Below are 19,967 nucleotides of genomic sequence, written 5' to 3'. Positions count from 1 at the left end.
TGCGCGGTCAATCGAACGTTGATACGCCGCGAGCATCGTGCAGGTTGACGGATATCGGTCAGTCCCGCATCCCGCCGTAAATATCGGAACGAGGCCGGGCGCGGCAGGCACGGCTCGGACCGCATATGTTCAAGTGAGTACCAGGAGCGTATTACGTCATGTCGACCCAGACCATCCTGGACGGCGAATCATTGCGAAACCGCGAGACGGCAATGCCGACGCTGTTCGCGCCGATCGCCCCGGCACCCGCGCTTCGCGAAGATGAACCCTATGCGCGTGATGAGCTTCTGCACGAGATCTTCGACGCGACCTGTCGCGATCGCGCCTCGCGGGATGCCCTGCGCTTGTTGGGTTTCGATCCGGAGAACAGCCGCAGATCGACACTGACCTATGACGAACTGCGCTATCGCGCGCTGCGTTTCGCGCAGCAGTTGCGCACAATGGGTATCGCGCGGGGCGATCGCGTCGTCATCTGTCTGCCGCGCGGGCTGGACCAATATATGGCGATCCTCGGCACGCTCTGGGTCGGGGCTTGCTATGTACCGGTGGACTGGAGCTATCCGCAGGATCGGATCGATTACATCGCGGGGGATAGCAGTGCCGCGTTGATCGTGACGGAAAGCGAGCGGGCCGCCGCGATGACCGCGCCGGTGCTCGCGGTCGATACGATGCTGGGGGACTTGGCGTCGCAGGATGCCAAGCCGATCAGCCGAGCCGAAACGGGTGCTCAGTCTGAAGACCTTGCCTATATCATCTACACATCGGGCACGACGGGGCGACCCAAGGGCGTGATGATCACGCATCGCAATGCCTGCCATCTAGTCCGCTCGGAAAGCGCGATCCTGGCATTGATGCCCGACGACAAGGTGTTCGGCGGGTTCAGCCTTGCGTTCGACATGTCCGTCGAGACGATGTGGAGCGCGTTCTTCGTCGGCGCCGAACTGCTGGTGGCGAATGAAGCGCTGGCCAAGGCAGGTCCCGACATGGCCGCCATATTGGCGGAAGCGGGCGTGACGATCTGGCATGCCGTGCCGTCGCTGCTCGCCCTGGTCGAACAGGATATGCCGGACTTGCGCCTGCTCAATCTGGGCGGCGAGGCATGTCCGCCCGAGCTGGTCGAGCGCTGGGCCCGACCGGGTTTGCGCATGCTCAACACTTATGGTCCGACCGAGACGTCGGTGACCGCGACATGGACCGAGGTGCAGCGCGGCCGGCGTGTGACGATCGGGCGGCCGCTGCCCGGTTACACAGCCTGGATCGTCGACGAGGCCTTGTGGCCGGTCCCGGCGGGAGCCGAAGGCGAACTCATCATCGGTGGTCCGGGTGTCGGCGCGGGTTATGTCGGCCGGCCCGACCTGACCGCGGAGAAATTCGTATCCACGCCGTTCGATGGCCCGGATGGTGCACCGGTGCTGGTCTATCGGTCAGGTGACCTCGTCCGGCTCGATGCCGTCGGCGACATCGATTTCATCGGCCGCATCGACACGCAAGTGAAAATTCGCGGCTTCCGCGTCGAACTCGGCGAGATCGAGGCGGTGGTCGCGGATGATCCGGCGGTGGCCCAGGCCGTGGTGCACCTCTTCCGTGACGATGACGGGGCGGAATTCCTGGCGGCGTTCCTGGTCGCGCGAGCAGGCGCGACGATCGACTTGCCTGCAGCCAAGGCGCGCGTGCGTGAACGCCTCCCCAATTATATGCGCCCCGCCGGATACGAGGTTCTGCCGACCCTGCCCACATTGCCGGCATCGGGGAAAGTCGATCGCAAAGCACTCCGCCGACCCAGCATCGTTCCCGATACCGAAGGGGAAAAGGTCGCGCCGACGACACCGCTGGAGGTGCAGCTTCACGCCATCTGGACCGAGGCGTTCTCTCCCCAGACCGTGTCGGTGCTCGACGACCTGTTCGAGGATCTTGGTGGCCACTCACTCAAGGCGGCACGCCTCGTCTCCGCGATCCGCAAGACGCCGGGACTGGCCGGCGTGTCGATCCAGGACCTGTATGCCGCACCGACGATCCGCGGGCTGGCGGCGCTGCTCGGCGATACCGCGCCGGCCGCGCCAGCGGACGACCTGCCGTTCCACCGGATTGCCGGATGGAAGCGCTGGACCTGCGCCGTGGCGCAGACGATCGCGTTGATCCCCATCTTCACCATCGCCGGGCTGCAATGGTTCTTCCCCTATGTGGCTTATACGCGAATGGCCGATCAGGTCGATCGCGTGACGGCCCTGTTGCTGAGCGGCTTTGCCTTCGTGTTCATCCCGCCGCTGGCGATGCTCGCTTCGGTGCTGGTCAAGTGGCTGGTCATCGGGCGCTTCCGGGCGGGCGACTATCCCTTGTGGGGCAGTTATTATTTCCGCTGGTGGTTTGTGCGACGCTTTTCGGAGGTCATCGCAACGCCCTATCTGGCGGGAACACCGATGATCCGCGCCTATTACCGCCTGCTCGGCGCGCGGATCGGCAAGGATAGTTTTATCGGACGCGGCAATATCGATACCGCGGATCTGGTGACGATCGGCGATGGCGCGATCGTCAGTGATTACGCAATGCTGGCAACCAGTTCGGTCGAGCGGGGCCTTCTGCGCCTCGGGCGGGCGGATATCGGCGCGAACGCGTTCGTCGGTTCGATGGCGGTGGTCGGCCGCAATGCAGTGATCGGTGCGGACGCCGCGCTGGAGGATCTGTCTTCCCTGCCCGCAGGCGAGGCCATCTCACCCGGTGAGCGATGGAGCGGCTCGCCGGCGCGAAAGATGGACGGCCTTTATCAGGTTGCGCCGCGTGACGCGGTTTCGGGCCCCCGCCGCGTGCTGGTCAACATTGCACTGACGCTTGCTGCGTCGGTCTTGCCGCTCATCGCGATCCTGCCGATCGCGCCGGGTCTGATCGCGATGATCGAGATCGACTGGCGCAGCGAAAGCTATACCTATCTGCTGATCTCCCCATTGCTTGCCACCACCTACATCATCCTGATGTGCCTGTTGACGGTCGCGGCCAAGCGGCTGTTCCTTGGGCGGGTCAAGCCGGGCCGTTATCCCATGGACAGCTGGTTCTACGTGCGCTTCTGGTTCGTGCAGCAGATCAACGATCTTGCCTTGCGCTTGCTTCATCCAATCTACGCGACGCTATATGTCATCCCCTGGTACCGGGCATTGGGCGTAAAGGTCGGACGACGCGCGGAGATTTCGACAGCGGCGGCGATCGTACCCGATCTGGTCGATATTGGGCCGGAGAGCTTTATCGCCGACGCGGTGCTGTTCGGCGCGGCGCGGGTCGAACCGGGCGCAATCCGGCTGGCGCATACCCGGATCGGCCGGCGAAGCTTTATCGGCAATTCGGCGCTGTTGCCGACTGGCGCGGCAATTGGCGATGGCGTGCTGATCGGAGTGCTATCGACTCCGCCGGCGGATGGTGCGGCGGAGCGCCCGGATGGCACATGGTTCGGTTCGCCGCCGATTTCGCTGCCGGTACGGCAAACCGTCGGGCTGTTCGACGAAGGGGCAAGGTTCAATCCGGGCCCGCGCCTGGTTGCAACCCGGCTGGCGATCGAGGCTATCCGCGTGACCCTGTCACTGACCGTCTTTGTCGCGTTGTTCAGCGTGCTGCTGTCGATCGTCGGGGAACTGGACGATTTGCGCGATGGCGGCTTCATCATCCTCGTCGCGTTTCCGTTCCTGTATATCGGGTTCGCGCTCGCCTGCGGACTGTTCGTCGTGGCGTTGAAATGGCTGGTAATGGGGCGATACCAAGCAACGACGCAGCCATTGTGGAGCACCTTTGTATGGCGCACCGAACTGGTGACGGCGACCTATGAGAATCTTGCGGTACCCAATCTGCTCGAACCGCTACGCGGCACGCCGTGGTTGCCCGCCTATTTGCGGCTACTGGGCTGCCGGATAGGCAAGCGCTGCTATTTTGACACCACCGACGTGACCGAACAGGATCTGGTTGATATCGGCGACGATGTTGCGCTCAACGATTTCGCCGGTCTCCAGACTCATTTGTTCGAGGATCGGGTGATGAAGGTCAGCGGCGTCACCGTGCGCGATCGCGCCACGATCGGCTCCTATGCCATTGTGTTGTATGATGCCGAGATCGGCGAGGATGCACAGATCGGAGACCTGTCGGTCGTGATGAAGGGTGAAACCTTGCCGCCAGGCACTTCGTGGGAAGGATCGCCCGCCCGCCTTGCCCGCAACGGATGACGGAAGCGTCGCCAGAGCCGATCTGGCATGTCGGATCGCTCGACACACTCAATACAGCCGGCGATCGCCCGCTGGCCTGGCATGTCCGGCTCGACGATCCGGCAATCGCAGCGACTGCGGCGCGCGTCCGGCTGACACCGGAGGACTTGCAGGATCTCGCCCCGCGCCCGGACTCCGCCACGCGCGCGGTGCGCCGACAACTGGTCAAGGCGGCGCTGGCGACGCTCGCGGCGATTCATCCCGATCGCGTCCGGCTCGGGCGAAAAAGCGGCGGTGCACCGCTCGTCCTGTCACCGTCGGGCCGGCATATCAGCGTTGCGGGACGATGGCCGCATATTCTGATTGGGGTCAGCGGTGACCCGCTGGGTGTCGATCTCGAGCCAGCCGATGCCTTGCCGCCACCGCGCGACGCATTGACTGTGGCGGAGCGCGCGGCGCTTGACCCTGCCGATGGCGACGCTGCGCTGCTGCGTTGGGTGATGAAGGAAGCGCACGCCAAATGCGTCGGCAATGCCAGTAGCGTCACGCCGGAGACGATCGAAACCGTCATCATTGATGGCAGCGCGCTTGCATATTGTGCGGCGGGGCGTTCGCGCTGCTGGCTCAATCGGCAAAACGGGCTGATCGCCGTGATGGCAGTGGCGCAAACCCTCTGTACCTGATAGCCGTGGGAAAATGTCGGTTATCGCGCGCATAACAGGCCGTGCTCTCAGGCAGCCTTATTGTCGTTGTGTGCAGAGAAACGAGCTCCACTTGCTTGGGCAGGAGACTGACGGTCATGGGAAGGCCCATCTTGATTCGGGCGCCCGCGCCGGGATGAACTGCAAAGAATATTCTGGACTGTGCTACCTCTTCATCCGCACAGGCACGGCTACCGAGTTGGTCGTTGGCCGGGTTCACCCTGGCGCCACTGCAGATATGGCCGCTCAATCCGACAAGGCGAGCCTGAATGTTTCCGTCGCCGTGAGGGCGTCGTAGTCCAGCATGTCGATCAGCCTCGAACCCCAGGCGTCGGCCATTGCCGCTCGAGTCCCTAGGTGCGTCTCAGCCAGAGCGAGTCGGCAGCATGGAGGAAATCCTTGTGCAGCACCACATCGGCGCGGTTACGGGTCGGCAGGATATTCTCCAGGAGATTGGGCAGGTTGACCTTATGCCACAGCCCTTCGGCATAGGCGCGCGCCTCTTTTCGCGATGCGCGGGCGAGATGGTAAAAATAATTGTCCGGATCCTGCATCCGGGTCTGCTGAAGCACGAGGAACCGATCCACATACCAGCGTTCGATATGGGCCGGATCGGCATCGACATAGAGAGAGAGATCGAAGAAGTCAGCGGGAGTGAAGACTGGCGCATGACGGCGCGAGACGCCATCGCCGATCTGCAGAACGTTCAGTCCTTCGAAAATCAGGATGTCGGGATGGTCGACCGTGTCCGACATGCCGGGTACGATATCGTAACTTTGATGCGAGTAGACGGGCGCTCTGCCTTCTCCGGTCGAGCGAACCCGGGCAAGGAAATCAATCATTGTACGAACGTCGTAGCTCTCCGGGAAACCCTTGCGCTCCATCAGTCCTTCGGCGAGCAGTTTTTCGCGTGGCCAGAGAAAGCCGTCGGTGGTGATGAGGTCTACGCGCGGATGTTCGCTCCAGCGCGAGAGTAGTGTCTGAAGCAGCCGGGCGATTGTGCTTTTGCCAACCGCCACGCTGCCGGCGATCGCGATGACATAGGGGCGGCGCACCGGCGGGCGGCCGACGAATTCGTCCGTCACTGTCGCCAGCCCGCGCGCGGCGGAGACGTGCAGATTGATCAGCCGTACGAGCGGAAGGTAGATCGCCTCCACTTCGGCAAGCGACATCGGTTCATTGGCGCCGCGCAGTGCCGCAAGCTGGTCTTCACCCAGCGTCATGGGAACGCTGGAACGCAACCGGCTCCACTCCTCGCGTGTGAAGATCGAGTAGCCGTTGCTTTCCATGGTCCGCGCAACAGCCCAAAAGCCCGGCGAGCGCAATAGTTAGTTTTGCAGTGCAGCGAAGTCTTGGTGCGTGCGTGCGATGCGAAAGCGGTTCTGCGGTCAGCACAAGATATGCTTGGCTTTACCCTACTAAATTAGGGGATATTGGGAATCGCCATGTCGTGCATGCGAACTGCCTCCCAAGGCGATATGCTGCGGTGCACTCCATGACGACAAGGTGACCCTATGACGACGCTCAAATTGCCCAACACCCTGGATGCCTATTGGATGCCGTTCACGCCCAACCGGCGATTCAAGGCGAACCCGCGGCTGCTCGCCCGGGCGGAGGGAATGTTCTATTTCACACCGAATGATGATCCGGTGCTCGATGCGACGGCCGGCATGTGGTGCTCGAATGCCGGTCATTGCCGTCAGCCGATTGTGGAGGCAATTCAGCGTACGGCGGCGACCCTCGATTTTGCGCCGTCGTTCAACCTTGCTCATCCGGCTGCCTTCGAGTTCGCATCGCGTCTGACCGACATCTTGCCCGACGGCATCGATCACGCGTTTTTCTGCAATTCCGGCTCCGAGGCCGTCGATACCGCGCTGAAAGCCGCGCTGGCCTATCATCGCGCGAAGGGGCAGGGGACACGCACCCGCCTGATCGGCCGCGAACGCGCCTATCATGGTGTCGGCTTCGGAGGCATTTCGGTTGGCGGCATTGTCGGTAACCGCAAGCAGTTCGGCACGCTGCTCGCCGGGGTGGATCATCTGCCGCATACGCACGATCTGGCGCGAAACGCCTTTTCGCATGGCCAACCGGCGCACGGCGCGGAACTCGCCGATGCATTGGAACGGCTGGTCGCACTCCATGATCCCTCAACGATCGCGGCGGTCATCGTCGAGCCGGTTGCGGGTTCGACCGGGGTTCTCGTGCCGCCGCAGGGCTATCTCGAACGACTGCGCGCCATCTGCGATGCCCATGGCATCCTGCTGATCTTCGATGAAGTCATCACTGGCTTTGGCCGCACGGGCGCGCCGTTCGCCGCGCAGCGTTTCGGGGTACGGCCCGACATCATTACCGTCGCCAAAGGACTGACCAATGCGACCGTGCCGATGGGCGCGGTGGGCGTGTCGTCCGAGGTTCATGACGCGATCCAGAACGGCGCCGATGGGCTGATCGAGTTCGCCCATGGCTATACCTATTCAGGGCATCCACTCGCTGTGGCCGCCGGTCTGGCGACACTCAATCTCTATCGCGACGAGGGCCTGTTCGAACGCGCCGCCGCACTCGCGCCAGTGTGGGAGGACGCAGTGCAGTCGCTGAAGTCTGCCCCGCATGTGGTGGATGTCCGCAATATCGGCCTGGTCGCCGGTATAGAGCTTGCCGGCCGGCCGAATGAGGCCGGCGAACGGGGGCAGGACATCTTCCATGCCGCGTTCGACAGCGGCCTGCTGATCCGCGTGACCGGTGACACCATCGCGCTGTCACCGCCGCTGATCATTTCCGAAGACCAGATCGGCGAGATCGCCGACCGGATCAAGGGGCTGCTGAATGCTCTTCAATAAGACTGCAGGAGTGGGACCGGTCGAGGACCGGCGGGGCGCGCACCCCGCCGGCCCGACAGCCTGAGCGCGAACACCATCATCGGCGAGGGACATCTTCGCTTCAAGGGGACCATTATCATGACCAAGTCCACGCTCCTGCGCTCATCGTCGCTGGCGCTCGCCCTCTCGGCGCTTCTGCCATCCGCGGTTTCGGCACAGCCGGCAGACTCGCCGCCTGTCGCGGAAAAAAGTGATAATCTGGACGACATCATCGTGACGGCGCAGCGCCGTAGCCAGTCGGCCCAGGATGTCGGCGTCGCGCTTTCGGTGCTGACGGGCGACGAACTTGCCAAGCGCGGCGTCACCAACGTCAATCAACTCCAGTTCCAGACGCCCAGCCTGGAGGTCGTGCCCGCTTTTGGTGGCGGACAACCGCAGTTCCGCCTACGCGGTGTCGGGTTTGAAGACTATGCCACCAACAACACGCCGACCGTCGGCGTTTATGTCGATGAGGTAGCCTATCCTGTCCCGGTGATGACGCAGGGCGCGCTGTTCGACGTCGATCGCGTGGAAGTGCTGCGCGGACCGCAGGGTACGCTGTACGGCCGCAATACGACCGGTGGAGCGATCAACTTCATTACCCGCAAGCCGACCGACAGGCTCTCCGCCGGAATCGATGCCGAATATGGCAGCTTCAATCTGTTCAAGGCGGAGGGCCATATTTCCGGCCCGATCAGCGACACGCTGAAGTTTCGTCTGTCGGGCGTCACCGAACAGGGCGGGGCATTCCAGCATAACCGCGTGACCGGAGACTCGCTTGGCGATGCCAATCGGCTGTTCGGCCGCGCGCTGCTCGAATGGACGCCATCAGCTGGCGTGGATGTCACGCTGAACCTGCACGGCGGCCGCGATCATTCGGAGCAGACTGGCCTCTATCTCTTCCAGCCATTCCAGACGAGCGGCTATGGCGTCGGTTCGGGACCGATCATCCCGGCCGATCCGCAGACCGGCAAGCAGACCGGATGGGGCCTCTCGCCAAGCTTCGCCGCGCTCGCAGGCTACAGCGCCGACGCCAAGCCCGAGCGTCGCAACGACTCGATCGGCGGCAGCCTGACCGCGGCGGTCGATCTCGGATCGGCCGTGCGGCTGACCAGCATCACCGCCTATGATCACCTCAAGCGACGTGAACTGGCCGACTGGGATGCCTCATCGAGCCATGAGTCCGATGTCTTCTGGGGCAGCAAGATCGACGTCTTCTCGCAAGAGCTGCGCCTGTCTTCGCTCGGCGATACGCGGCTCGGCTGGGTTGGTGGGGTTTATTATTCGCACCAGAAACTCGGTGAGCAGTTCCTGACCGATTTTTCGCAGAGCCTCGGCTTCGTCACCGATACCTCGTACCGGCAGACGGCGGACTCGATCAGCGGTTTTGGTCAGCTCAACTTCAAGCTCACGGACGTCGTCAGCTTGGTCGGTGGCCTGCGCTACGAGCATGAGACGCGCAAGCTGCGCGACTTCCGGACCGCGATCAACGGTACGCCGACCTTCACCAATGGCAATCGCGATGCGACGCTGGACGAAGTCAGCGGCAAGGCGGGCATCGAGATCCGCCCGGCAAGCGGCCTGCTCCTTTATGCCAATGCCAGCCGCGGCGTGAAATCAGGGGGCTTCACCGTTTATAATTCGCCCAATGCGAACCAGATAGACGCGTTCAAGCCTGAAATCCTCTATGCCTATGAAGTCGGCTTCAAGGCGGATGTCGCGCGATCGGTGCGGATCAATGGTTCCGCCTTCTACTATGATTATCGCGACCAGCAGGTGCTTGGCGTGGTGATCAATCCGCAGCGTGGGGCGATCGGGCGAATCGTCAACGCGCCCAAGTCCGAAATCTATGGCGGCGAACTGGAGGTAGAGATCGTGCCCGTGCCGCGGCTCCATTTCACTCAGTCGATCGGTTATAAATTCGGGCGCTACCGCGACTTTTTCGATGTCGATGCGGCGTCCGTCCATGTCGATCCAGGCAGTGGGCTCTATGTCGGCAATACGATCGACAAATCGGGGCAGCGCCTGCCGATCGCGAACTGGAGCTATCAGGGCTCGATCAGCTACGCCTTCCCGATCGGAGACCGCTATTCGCTGGAGACGCAGGCGGATTATAGCTTCCGGGACAATCTGCCTTCGTTCCTGGGCTCCACCTTCGACTTGCCGGATCGCTGGCTGGCCAATGCCACGATCACTTTCCGTCCCAACAATGGCAATTGGTGGGTCGGCGCCTATGGCCGCAATATCTTCGGCGAAAAATACGACCTGACGCGAAACTATTTCCTGCCCAACGCGAAAGTCGCGGCACCGGGCCGGCCGGCGAGCTTCGGCGGTCGTGTCGGCTTCAATTTCTGAAACGAAAGGCAGTTCTGATGGCGACGGCAATCAAGATCATTGGCGGAATTCTCGCAATCCTGGTCGTCGTCGCGATCGGCTTCTGGCTCTATCTGCGCGCACCGGATCTGCCGCGTGAGACGGTGGTCGCCAAATATAGCCGGCCGAATTCGCACTTTGTCGCTCTGCCGGGTGGCGTGCAGTTGCATTATCTCGAGTCCGGACCCGCGAACGCGCCCCCACTGCTGCTGATCCATGGCTTTGGCGACAACAGCTTCTCCTGGGATGGCTGGACGAAGGTCCTGGCCAAAAATCATCGCGTCATCGCGATCGACCTGCCAGGCCATGGACTGACGACCTCACCGATCGATTTTCCCGCCTCCGCCGATCATTATGCTGATCTAGTGGATGCCTTTGCCGGGGCAATTGGTCTCAAATCCTTCGCCGTGGCCGGGAATTCCATGGGTGGTGGCGTGTCGTGGCAGCTCGCGTTGCGACATCCCGCCCGCGTCTCCGCATTGATCCTTGTCGATGCCGCAGGATGGCCGACGCAAAGCCTCAACAAGAATCCGCCGCTTGCCTTTCGCGTCATGCAGTACAAACTCGGCCGCGATCTCCTCGCCTCGATCGATAATTTGCCGCTGATCCGCGAAGGCCTGAAAAAAGACGTGGTCGACCAGTCGGTACTGACCGAGCCCTTCATCCAGCGCTGGGCCGATGTGCAGCGCATGCCGGGACATCGCCAGATTCTCATGTCGTTGCGGCCGGGCAGCCTCGCCGCGTCGAAGGAAACGCTGGCCGCGATCAAGGCTCCGACACTGATATTGTGGGGGCGGCAGGATCAGTTGATCGAGGTCGGTGCCGCATATCGATTTGCGGATGCCATTCCCGGATCGAAAATGATCATCTACCCTGACGCCGGCCATCTTCTGATGGTCGATCAGCCCGACCGGTCGGCAATCGATGTCGCCACCTTTCTGGCTGCGCATACGGAGCATTGATGCCGACCGATTTCCTGGGCAATGTCGTCACCGGCACCGATGCGACGGCCGTCGCAGTGATCGACGATTTCGTTGGCGGACTGATTGCTTATGACGTCCGGGCGGTCAACTTGCTGAAGCAGGTCGATGCCATGCCGGATGTGCCGCTCGTCCAGACCTATGCTGGTTTTCTGCACCTCCTTGCTGAAACACAGGACGCCGTCTCGGCGGCGCGACCATTTGTCGCTGCGGCGAAGCGCACTGCCGACCATGCGACGCCGCGGGAGCGCCAGTTGATCGCCGCGCTCGAAGCATGGGTCGCAGACGATATCGATGCGACGACAGGGATTCTGGACGATGTCCTGCGCGATCATCCGCGCGACCTCGCGACGCTTAAGCTGCTTCATTATCATCAATTCAATCGGGGCGATTTCCCAGCAATGCTCCGCGTTGCCACTCGCTCGGCCGGCGTTGATCCGGCGCTGCCCTATGTCTTGGGCATGCTCGCCTTTGCTTATGAGCAGCTCCACTTGTTGCGGGATGCGGAGGACGCCGCACGGCGCGCACTCGCAATTGTCCCGGACGATCCCTGGGCGCAGCACGCACTGGCGCATGTGACGCTGACCGAAGGACGGATCGACGAGGGCGTTGCCTTACTTGAGGGCTGGGCCGGTGGCTGGGTAACGCTCAACAGCTTCATGCTCACGCATCTCTGGTGGCATCTTGCGCTCTTCTATTTGAGCCAGGGGCGGGAGGTGGACGCGTTTCGCGCCTATGACGACCATGTCTGGGCGGCGGCGAAGGACTATTCGCAGGACCAGATTGGTGCGGTGTCGCTTCTCGCGCGTCTCGAACTCGCCGGATTGGACGTCGGCGCGCGATGGACCGACTTGGCCGGCTATCTCGCCGCGCGCGCGGAGGACGTCGTCCAGCCGTTCCTGAGTGTCCAGTATCTTTACGGGCTCGCCCGGGCGGAGCGACCCGAAGCCGACCGTCTCATGGTGGCGATCGAGGCGGTAGCAGTGAATGGTCCGGCGCACAGCCGGGCGGTGTGGCATGACGTGGCCGTGCCGCTCGCGCGCGGCCTGCTTGCTCATGCCCGCGGCCGCCATGAAGACGCGGTGTCGGCCCTGACGGCGGCGCTGCCGCATATCGTGCGTCTCGGCGGTAGCCATGCGCAGCGCGATCTGTTCGAACAAATCCTGCTCGACGCTACCATCCGCAGCGGTGAACTGATCCTGGCGCAGCAGATGCTGGAACTGCGCCGCGCTCATGACCCGGATGGCGTCGCGTTGAATCGACTGCTTGCGACGGTCTATCGAGCGCTCGACCTGCCGGTCCAGGCGGACGCGGCGCAAGCTCGCGTCACCCGGCGGCTTGCCGCATGAAACAGATCGCGCGGGCGCTGCTCGCCTTGCTGCTGCTGATGGGACCGTTCCAGGCAGTATCCGCCCGGGACAGGCTGACCGTCGCGCTGCAGCTCGAACCTCCCAATCTCGATCCCACATCCGGCGCTGCCGTTGCGGTCGATGAAATCGTCTATGCGACGATCTTCGAAGGACTGGTTCGCGCACGCACGGACGGATCGATGGTGCCTCTGCTGGCCACGCGCTGGACTGTATCGGCTGATGGGCTGACCTACATCTTCACTTTGCGGCCCAATGTCCGCTTCCAGGACGGCCGTCCGATGACGTCCGCCGATGTGGTGTTCAGCCTGCGTCGCGCGATCGCACCTGGATCGAGCAATGCGCAGGCGCAGGCTTTGTCGGTAATGTCCGATATTCGCGCGCTCGATCCGCTGACAGTGCGGATCACGCTCGGGCATGCGGATTCGGGTTTCCTGGCGCTCCTCAGCCTCGGCGACAGCGTGATCGTCTCGCCGCGCTCTGCAGGGGCGCTGGCGACCGCGCCGGTCGGGACGGGACCGTTCGGGTTCGCCGGCTGGCGGCGCGGCGACGCAGTGCGGCTGGTGCGCAATCCGCATTATTGGGGAACGTCTGCGCGGCTGGCCGAGGTCACCTTCCGCTTCATTGCCGACCCCACTGCCGCTTATGCCGCGGTCAAGGCGCATGATGTCGACATCTTTCCGGATTTTCCTGCGCCCGAGACGTTGGCGCAGCTGCGTGCGGATCCCTCTCTGAAACTGGCGATCGGACCGACCGAGGGTGAGGTGATCCTGGCACTTAATCAGCGCAGCGGACCGCTCGCCAACCTGCTGGTGCGCCGCGCCATCTCGATGGCGATCGATCGGCGCGCGATCATCGATGGCGCCATGTTCGGCTATGGCGTGCCGATCGGCAGCCATTTCCCGCCGCAGAGCCTCGACTATGTCGACCTGACCGGGCGCTATCCGCACGATGTGGCGGCGGCTCGGGCGCTGCTCGCCAGGGCCGGTTATGCCGACGGCATTGCCCTGACCCTCAAATTGCCCCCGCCTTCCTATGCGCGGCGCTCGGGAGAGATCGTGGCGGCGCAACTGCGTGCGGCCGGTATCCGTGTCACGATCCAGAATCTGGAATGGGCGCAATGGCTCGATCAGGTTTTTGGGCGGCACCAGTTCGACATGACGATCGTCAACCATGCCGAGCCGTTCGACTATGATATCTATGGCCGCACAGGCTATTATTTCGGATATGAGAGCCCTGCCTATCGCGCGCTGCTAGAGGCATTGAAGCGCACCGAGGATCCGGCAGGCCGCCATCGCCTGTTCGGGGATATCCAACGCAAGCTGGCCGACGATGCCGTCAATGGCTTTCTGTTCGAATTTCCGCGGCTGGGTGTTCAGGATGCAACGCTCGGCGACATCTGGGTCAACACACCCAACCAGGGCCTCGACTATGCCACCGCGCATTTTGGCGATGGTGCGGCGGATGGGCCGGCCGGGGGCGGCGTTTCTCGGCATGGCGGTCGGGCCTGGCCGTTCCTCGTCGCGGTGCTGGCAATCGTGCTCCTCGTGGCGGCGGGGCGTGCCTTTGGGCTGCGCTACCTTGCCGCGAGGTTTGGCATTTTCGTCGGCACGCTGCTGGCGGCGACCCTCATCATCTTCGTGCTCGTGCAGATCGTGCCGGGTGATCCAGCAGCTTTCATGATGGGGCTGAACGCGAGCCCGCAGGCGATCGCCGCATTGCATGCCGATCTCGGTCTCGACGGCTCGGCGATGACGCGATATCTGCGCTGGGTCACTGGCCTGCTCCAGGGCAATTTCGGCATCAGCTATACCTATCGCGTGCCGGTCGCAGAATTGCTCGCCGACCGGCTTGCGGTATCCCTGCCGCTCGCGCTGCTCGCCACGGGGCTATCGATCCTGTTCGGGATACCGGCGGGTTATGCTGGCGCACGCCGGACAGGGCGCGCACTCGACACCGCGTTGACCTGGATCGCCCGTCTCGGAATCGCGGTGCCCAGCTTCTGGCTGGCGATCCTGCTCGTGCTGGTCTTTTCCGTGACGCTGCGCTGGGTCGCTGCCGGCGGGTTTCCGGGCTGGGATGGAGGCTTCTGGCCGGCGCTTGGCGCGCTGGTGCTTCCCGCGATCGCCCTGGCCTTGCCGCAGGCGGCGATTCTCGCCCGTGTCATGCGCGAGGCGTTGATCGGCACGATGAACGAGGATTATGTCCGCACGGCGCGCGCCAAGGGCTTGAGCCGCGACGCGGCGCTGCGCCGTCACGCGCTTCCCAATGCGCTGGGGCCGGTCCTTACGGTGCTCGGCCTGCAGGTGCCGTTTCTGCTCGCGGGAAGCGCGATCATCGAAAATGTCTTTTTCCTGCCGGGGCTGGGGCGCCTTGTGTTGCAGGCGATCGCGCAACGCGACCTCATCGTCGTCCAGGCGGTTGTGATGCTGCTCGTCGCCATCACGGTGGCGGCGAGTTTCATGGTCGACATGATCCGCGCCTGGCTCGACCCGCGATTGCGCGACGGGATTTCAGCATGAGAGATCGGATCACGCTTCCGGCTGGTTTTGTCATCACTGGCCTGTTCGTGGCGATGGCGCTACTGGCGCTGCTCTGGACACCCTATGATGTCGGTGCGGTGGATATCGCCGGCCGGCTTCAGTCCCCGTCGCCGGCGCATTGGCTCGGTACCGATCAGCTCGGGCGCGACATGCTTGCCATGATCATGGCGGGCGCGACGACCTCGCTCGCCGTATCGCTGTTCGCGGTGGGTGCGGCAATTCTCGCGGGTGTGCCGCTCGGCCTGCTTGCCGCGGCTCGGGGCGGCTGGCTGGACGAGAGTCTCATGCGGTCCGGTGACGTCATATTCGCCTTTCCTTCGTTGATGCTGGCGATTTTGTTCGCCGCCGTGATGGGGCCAGGCGCGTCCAATGCGATCATCGCCATCGCGATCTTCAACCTGCCGGTCTTCGCACGGCTGACCCGGGGCGAAGCGCAGAGCCTGTGGAATCGGGATTTCGTTGCGGCGGCCCGCGTTGCGGGCAAGGGGCGTATGCGGATTTCGCTCGAACATATCCTGCCGAACATCGCCGGCCCGATCATCGTGCAGGCGACGATCCAGTTTTCGCTGGCCCTGATCGCGGAGGCTGGCCTGTCCTATGTCGGGCTCGGCGTGCAGCCGCCAGTGCCGAGTTGGGGGCGTATGCTGGCAGATGCTCAGACGCTGATCGGATCGGCGCCCCGGCTGGCAATCGTCCCGGGACTGGCCATCATGGTCGCAGTGTTCGGCCTGACGCTCGCGGGTGACGGGCTTGGCGCACGTTTCCGGACAGCGTCATGACCCTGCTAGCGATCGACCATCTCACTGTCAGCCATGGCGACCAGATCGCCTTGCGCGGCGTTTCGCTTCGGGTGGCTGCCGGCGAGATCGTCGGCCTGGTCGGGGAATCCGGTTCGGGGAAATCCACCGTCGCGCTGGCGTCGATGGCGTTGTTGCCCGACACTGCCGCCATCAGCGGTCAGGTCGTACTGGACGGCGCGAATCTCGTCACTCTCCCGCCTCGCCAGCTCGATCGTCTGCGCGGCAACGTCGCCGGCATGATCTTTCAGGAGCCGATGAGCGCGCTCAACCCGCTTCAGACGATCGGCACGCAGGTCGCCGAGGTGATTCGGCTCCACAAGGGCCTGGGCCGGCGCACAGCACTGCGCGAGGCGGGAGGAGTCCTTGCGCGGGTCGGCCTTCTCCCTGACCGGGTGCCGGCTTCGCGCTACCCGCATCAGCTCTCGGGCGGCCAGCGCCAGCGCGTGGCGATCGCCATCGCCATTGCCGGAGACCCGAAGTTGATCGTGGCCGACGAGCCGACGACGGCGCTCGACGTGACGACCCAGGCACATATCATGGACTTGTTGACGGGCCTGATCCGTGAACGCGGCATCGGGCTACTCCTCGTCAGCCACGATCTGGCCCTGGTCGGCCAGGTCGCCGATCGCATCGTCGTGCTGCAGGATGGCACGATCGTCGAACAGGGCCCGGTCGGATCAGTGCTGGCCGCGCCGCGCGGACTCTACACCCGGATGCTGCTCGCCAAGGCCCGCCACGCACCGGCGCGCCGAATTGGCCCGAGCGTGGGCGCACCGGTGTTGGAGGTACGCGACCTCACGCAGCGCTACCGGGGTGCGAAGGCAGCGGCGCTCGATGGCGTCAGCCTGCGCGTCGGTCCTGGCGAAACCGTCGGCGTGATTGGTGAATCGGGATCGGGCAAGACGACGTTGTTGCGCGCCGTGCTCGCGCTGGGGTCACTGCAGGCCGGGGCGGTGCTGTTGCATGGTGAGGCGATCGCCACGGCGCGCGGACATCGCCTGCGCGTGCTGCGGCGACAGGTGCAGGCGGTGTTCCAGGATCCCAAGGGAAGCTTCGATCCCCGCCAGCGAGTGGAACAGCTGGTGGCGGAGCCGCTGCATCTGCTCGATGTTCCTGTTGCGCGGGCCGAACGACGGGAGCGGGTTGAGACGGCCTTGCGACGGGTGGGACTGGACGCTGCCGATGCCGATCGCTTTCCACACCAATTCTCCGGGGGGCAGCGGCAACGTATCGCTATTGCGCGCGCGCTGATCATCGCGCCGTCGCTGGTTGTGCTGGACGAGGCGGTTTCGGCGCTCGACATGTCGACGCGGGCGGATATTCTCGACCTGCTCGCCACGCTCTCGGCGACATTGGGGCTATCCTATCTTTTCGTATCGCACGATCTGTCGGTAATGAAGTCGATGGCCGACCGGCTCATCGTGATGAAAGATGGCCGGATCGTGGAAGAAGGCCCCACGGCCACCATTCTTGCCACGCCCCGGCACCCTTATACCACCGCGCTCGTGGCGGCGACGCCCGACCTGGATCGCGTGATTGCCAGCCGAACCGCTCAGGCGTGATGGACGCCGCGCGCGACGGCGCGAGCAAGCGTGTCGGCGGCGGCCGATCCGATCCGTGTGATCGCAACGTTGCGGCTTGCATCGTCGGGTAGCACAATCTCACCGCTTGCCAGCGTGAAGACCAGGTCGCCGTCGAACGGCGTATGGAGCGGGCGGATCGCGCGCGCCATGCCGTCCTGCGCCATGATCGCGATGCGCTTCGCCTCTCCTTTGGTCAGCCGGGCGTTCGTCGCGATCACCGCGAGCGTCGTGTTGCCGCCGGGCGCCAGCTTCCCCAGCGCATCCAGGCGCGACAATGCCGGCACCGGATCGTGCGCGATGACGTCGGCGGCCGGCCGTTTGCCGCCGAACTCGCCATCCATTTCGAACGGCCAGGCCCAGAAGGTCTCGCCGTCAGACATATAGGGTGATCCGACCGAATTGGCGGCGACCAAAGCGCCGACGATGATGCCATCGCCACAGTCGAGCGATGCCGATCCGATCCCGCCCTTGCGATATCCGACCATCGCGCCCCGCCCGGCACCGACCGAGCCGAGCGCGAATCCGGCCGCCGCTGCCTCCACCGCGGCCATTCCCAGCGCCCGATAGGGGGAGAGCTCGCCCCAATCCTTGTCGCCCGGATTATTGAGATCATGAAGCACGGCTGCCGGCACGATCGGAATCGCCTTGCCGCCGGCGCGCAGACGCATGCCGATGCCGGCTTCGGACAGTCGGGAGACGACGCCATCGGCTGCCGCGAGGCCGAACACCGATCCGCCAGAGAGTGCAATGGCGTGGATGCCCGGGACGACATTTTCGGGATTGAGCGTCTCGGTCTCGCGCACGCCTGGCCCGCCACCGCGAATGTCCACCGCCGCGGTCCAGGCGCTGTCGGTCAGCAGCACCGTCACACCGGTCTGGGCGATTTCGTCGGTCGCATGGCCGACCGTCAGGCCCGCCACATCGGTGATCAGGTTGCGTGGGCCGGGGCAAAAGATCGTCACGCCGCTTCTCTCAGCCAGGGTGTCGGCCATGGCCGCTGGGCTGGCCGTATTCGTTCATAGGCCCGGGACATTCGCAGCACGCCCATATCGTCAAACCTCCTGCCCACAATCTGCAGACCGATCGGCAAGCCCTTACTCGTATAGCCGCAGTTGATCGAGGCCGCAGGCTGTTCCGTCATATTCCAGGGTGCGGTGAAGGCGATATGCTCGAACGGCCGCGTCGGATCATTGAGCGGGCTGGCGAACTCGGCCGGGAAAGCGGATACGGGAGCGGTCGGCGACAGGAAGAAATCATAGCCTTCGAACGCATCGCGCCCCGCTTCACGCATCTTCATGATCTGGTCGAACCCGGTATAGACCTGCATGCCGTCATAGTCTCGAGCCGCCTCCACCCATGCGCGGATATAGGGCAGGATCAGGGCGTAGCGGTCCGGCGGCAGGTCACGCGTCTGCTCGAAGAAGCGGATGCGCCAGAACCGGTCGAGGCCGTCGAGCATGTCTCGGGTCATCAGTGGAGGAACAGCCTCGATGACTGCACCCTGCGCCTCGAACAATGCCGCCGCCGCGACAATCGCAGTGGTGATTTCCGGATCGACCGGCAAGCCACAGCCGGCATCCAGCATCAGCCCGACGCGCACGCCGCGCAGATCGAGCCCGAGATCCTCCCAGGGGAGGTATTCGGCCGGCAGGCTCATATAGTCGCGCGGATCCGGTTTCGAGAGCACTGCCATCAGCAGCGCCGCATCGGTCACAGTACGGGTCATCGGTCCGGCGATCCGGCCAATATAAGGCGGATCGATCGGCACTCTGCCATTGCTGGGTTTGAGCGTGAAGATCCCGCACCATCCCGCCGGAAGCCGGACGGATCCGCCGATATCGGTGCCGACGTGAAGCGGACCATAACCGGCGGCAGCCGCCGTGGCCGCCCCGGCGCTCGACCCGCCGGGCGTCAATGTCGGGTCCCAGGGGTTGCGTGAGAGCCGATGAAAGCTCGACAACCCGGAGGACAGCATCCCGAAATCCGGGTTGGTCGTCTTGCCCCAGATAATGGCGCCGGCCTCGCGAACCCGGGCGGCGGGCGGCGCGTCACGAGGTTGCGGAGTCATGTCTCCCGCCGCGGTGCCGATCGGTTTCGCGGTTCCGCGCGTGGCGATCATTTCCTTGATGCTGACCGGTATGCCGTCGAGTGGTCCGATTGGCCTGCCGGCACGCCACCGACCTTCCGACGCGCGCGCAGAAGCAAGGGCCGCCTCGGCGTCGACCGCCCAGGTTGCCGCCAGAAGTGGCTCGGCAATCTCGAGACGCGCCAGCAGGCTGTGCATGGTGTCGACTGGGGAAACGTGTCCGCTTCGATATGCGGCCATCAGATCGGTCGCGCAGAGTTCGGAAGGTTCGGTCATGGTGTTTCTCCACATGACCATGGTCAGGTGCCGAGCACAATGCGGAAACCATTTGAACCACATGCAGCAATTCAATCAGCGCGGGCTTGGTTGGTGTGAATGGCAAAAGCCGTTGGTCGTGAGGTAGCCGACGATCTATCCCCGCCCCGCCATCAACTGTTCCACGGGGGGGCAGAGGGCCATTGATTGCACATAACCGCTATTGGTAATATTATAGAAGATCAG

Annotated in this window: 12 protein-coding genes; 9 read left to right on the top strand and 3 right to left on the bottom strand. The window is 63.9% G+C overall.

The window, feature by feature from the left end:
• The first annotated feature begins 158 nt into the window (after positions 1-158).
• Complete coding sequence (locus tag OO12_RS07990; RefSeq protein WP_052215656.1) at positions 159-4,199, top strand: Pls/PosA family non-ribosomal peptide synthetase; 4,041 nt, start codon at positions 159-161, stop codon at positions 4,197-4,199.
• On the top strand, positions 4,196-4,861 hold the full coding sequence (locus OO12_RS07985; protein WP_034158148.1) for a 4'-phosphopantetheinyl transferase family protein: 666 nt from the start codon (positions 4,196-4,198) through the stop codon (positions 4,859-4,861). The genes OO12_RS07990 and OO12_RS07985 overlap by 4 nt, the downstream gene beginning before the upstream one ends.
• A 371-nt stretch (positions 4,862-5,232) precedes the next feature.
• Here OO12_RS07985 and coaA read toward each other — a convergent pair whose 3' ends face one another.
• On the bottom strand, positions 5,233-6,168 hold the full coding sequence (gene coaA, locus OO12_RS07975) for a type I pantothenate kinase (protein ID WP_034158146.1): 936 nt from the start codon (positions 6,166-6,168) through the stop codon (positions 5,233-5,235).
• Positions 6,169-6,393: 225 nt separating this feature from the next.
• On the opposite strand from coaA, the gene OO12_RS07970 reads away from it, so the two are divergent.
• The 7 genes from OO12_RS07970 (at position 6,394) to OO12_RS07940 (ending at position 17,359) form a co-directional block, all read left to right on the top strand.
• The gene (locus tag OO12_RS07970; RefSeq protein ID WP_034158145.1) at positions 6,394-7,716 is read left to right on the top strand and encodes an aspartate aminotransferase family protein; all 1,323 of its coding nucleotides are present in this window, start codon (positions 6,394-6,396) and stop codon (positions 7,714-7,716) included.
• Positions 7,717-7,833: 117 nt separating this feature from the next.
• Positions 7,834-10,089 carry a TonB-dependent receptor gene (locus OO12_RS07965; RefSeq protein WP_034158144.1) on the top strand — a complete coding sequence of 752 codons (2,256 nt, stop codon included), beginning with the start codon at positions 7,834-7,836 and terminating at the stop codon, positions 10,087-10,089.
• Between the two features lie 17 nt (positions 10,090-10,106).
• Positions 10,107-11,069 (top strand): alpha/beta fold hydrolase, encoded by a 963-nt coding sequence (locus OO12_RS07960; RefSeq protein ID WP_034158143.1) that lies wholly within the window; start codon positions 10,107-10,109, stop codon positions 11,067-11,069.
• On the top strand, positions 11,069-12,436 hold the full coding sequence (locus OO12_RS07955; protein ID WP_034158142.1) for a tetratricopeptide repeat protein: 1,368 nt from the start codon (positions 11,069-11,071) through the stop codon (positions 12,434-12,436). The genes OO12_RS07960 and OO12_RS07955 overlap by 1 nt, the downstream gene beginning before the upstream one ends.
• Positions 12,433-14,976 carry an ABC transporter substrate-binding protein gene (locus tag OO12_RS07950; protein WP_034158141.1) on the top strand — a complete coding sequence of 848 codons (2,544 nt, stop codon included), beginning with the start codon at positions 12,433-12,435 and terminating at the stop codon, positions 14,974-14,976. The genes OO12_RS07955 and OO12_RS07950 overlap by 4 nt, the downstream gene beginning before the upstream one ends.
• Positions 14,973-15,776 carry an ABC transporter permease gene (locus OO12_RS07945; RefSeq protein WP_034158140.1) on the top strand — a complete coding sequence of 268 codons (804 nt, stop codon included), beginning with the start codon at positions 14,973-14,975 and terminating at the stop codon, positions 15,774-15,776. Before OO12_RS07950 ends, OO12_RS07945 begins: the two co-directional genes overlap by 4 nt.
• Positions 15,773-17,359, top strand: coding sequence for a dipeptide ABC transporter ATP-binding protein (locus OO12_RS07940; protein WP_034158139.1), 1,587 nt, complete (start codon positions 15,773-15,775; stop codon positions 17,357-17,359). The genes OO12_RS07945 and OO12_RS07940 overlap by 4 nt, the downstream gene beginning before the upstream one ends.
• Here the strand turns inward: OO12_RS07940 and OO12_RS07935 are convergent.
• Together OO12_RS07935 and OO12_RS07930 are read right to left on the bottom strand one after the other, a co-directional pair.
• Entirely contained in the window at positions 17,350-18,372 is a 1,023-nt protein-coding gene (locus OO12_RS07935; protein WP_052215655.1) for a P1 family peptidase, read from the bottom strand. The genes OO12_RS07940 and OO12_RS07935 overlap by 10 nt on opposite strands.
• Positions 18,339-19,742, bottom strand: a complete 1,404-nt coding sequence (locus OO12_RS07930) for an amidase (protein WP_034158138.1) — start codon at positions 19,740-19,742, stop codon at positions 18,339-18,341. Before OO12_RS07930 ends, OO12_RS07935 begins: the two co-directional genes overlap by 34 nt.
• Positions 19,743-19,967: the final 225 nt, after the last annotated feature.

It is taken from the genome of Sphingomonas sp. ERG5 (genome assembly GCF_000803065.1).
Lineage (GTDB): Bacteria > Pseudomonadota > Alphaproteobacteria > Sphingomonadales > Sphingomonadaceae > Sphingomonas.
Note: the sequence above shows the minus strand (reverse complement) of the source record. Positions and strands in the feature narration are given on the sequence as shown.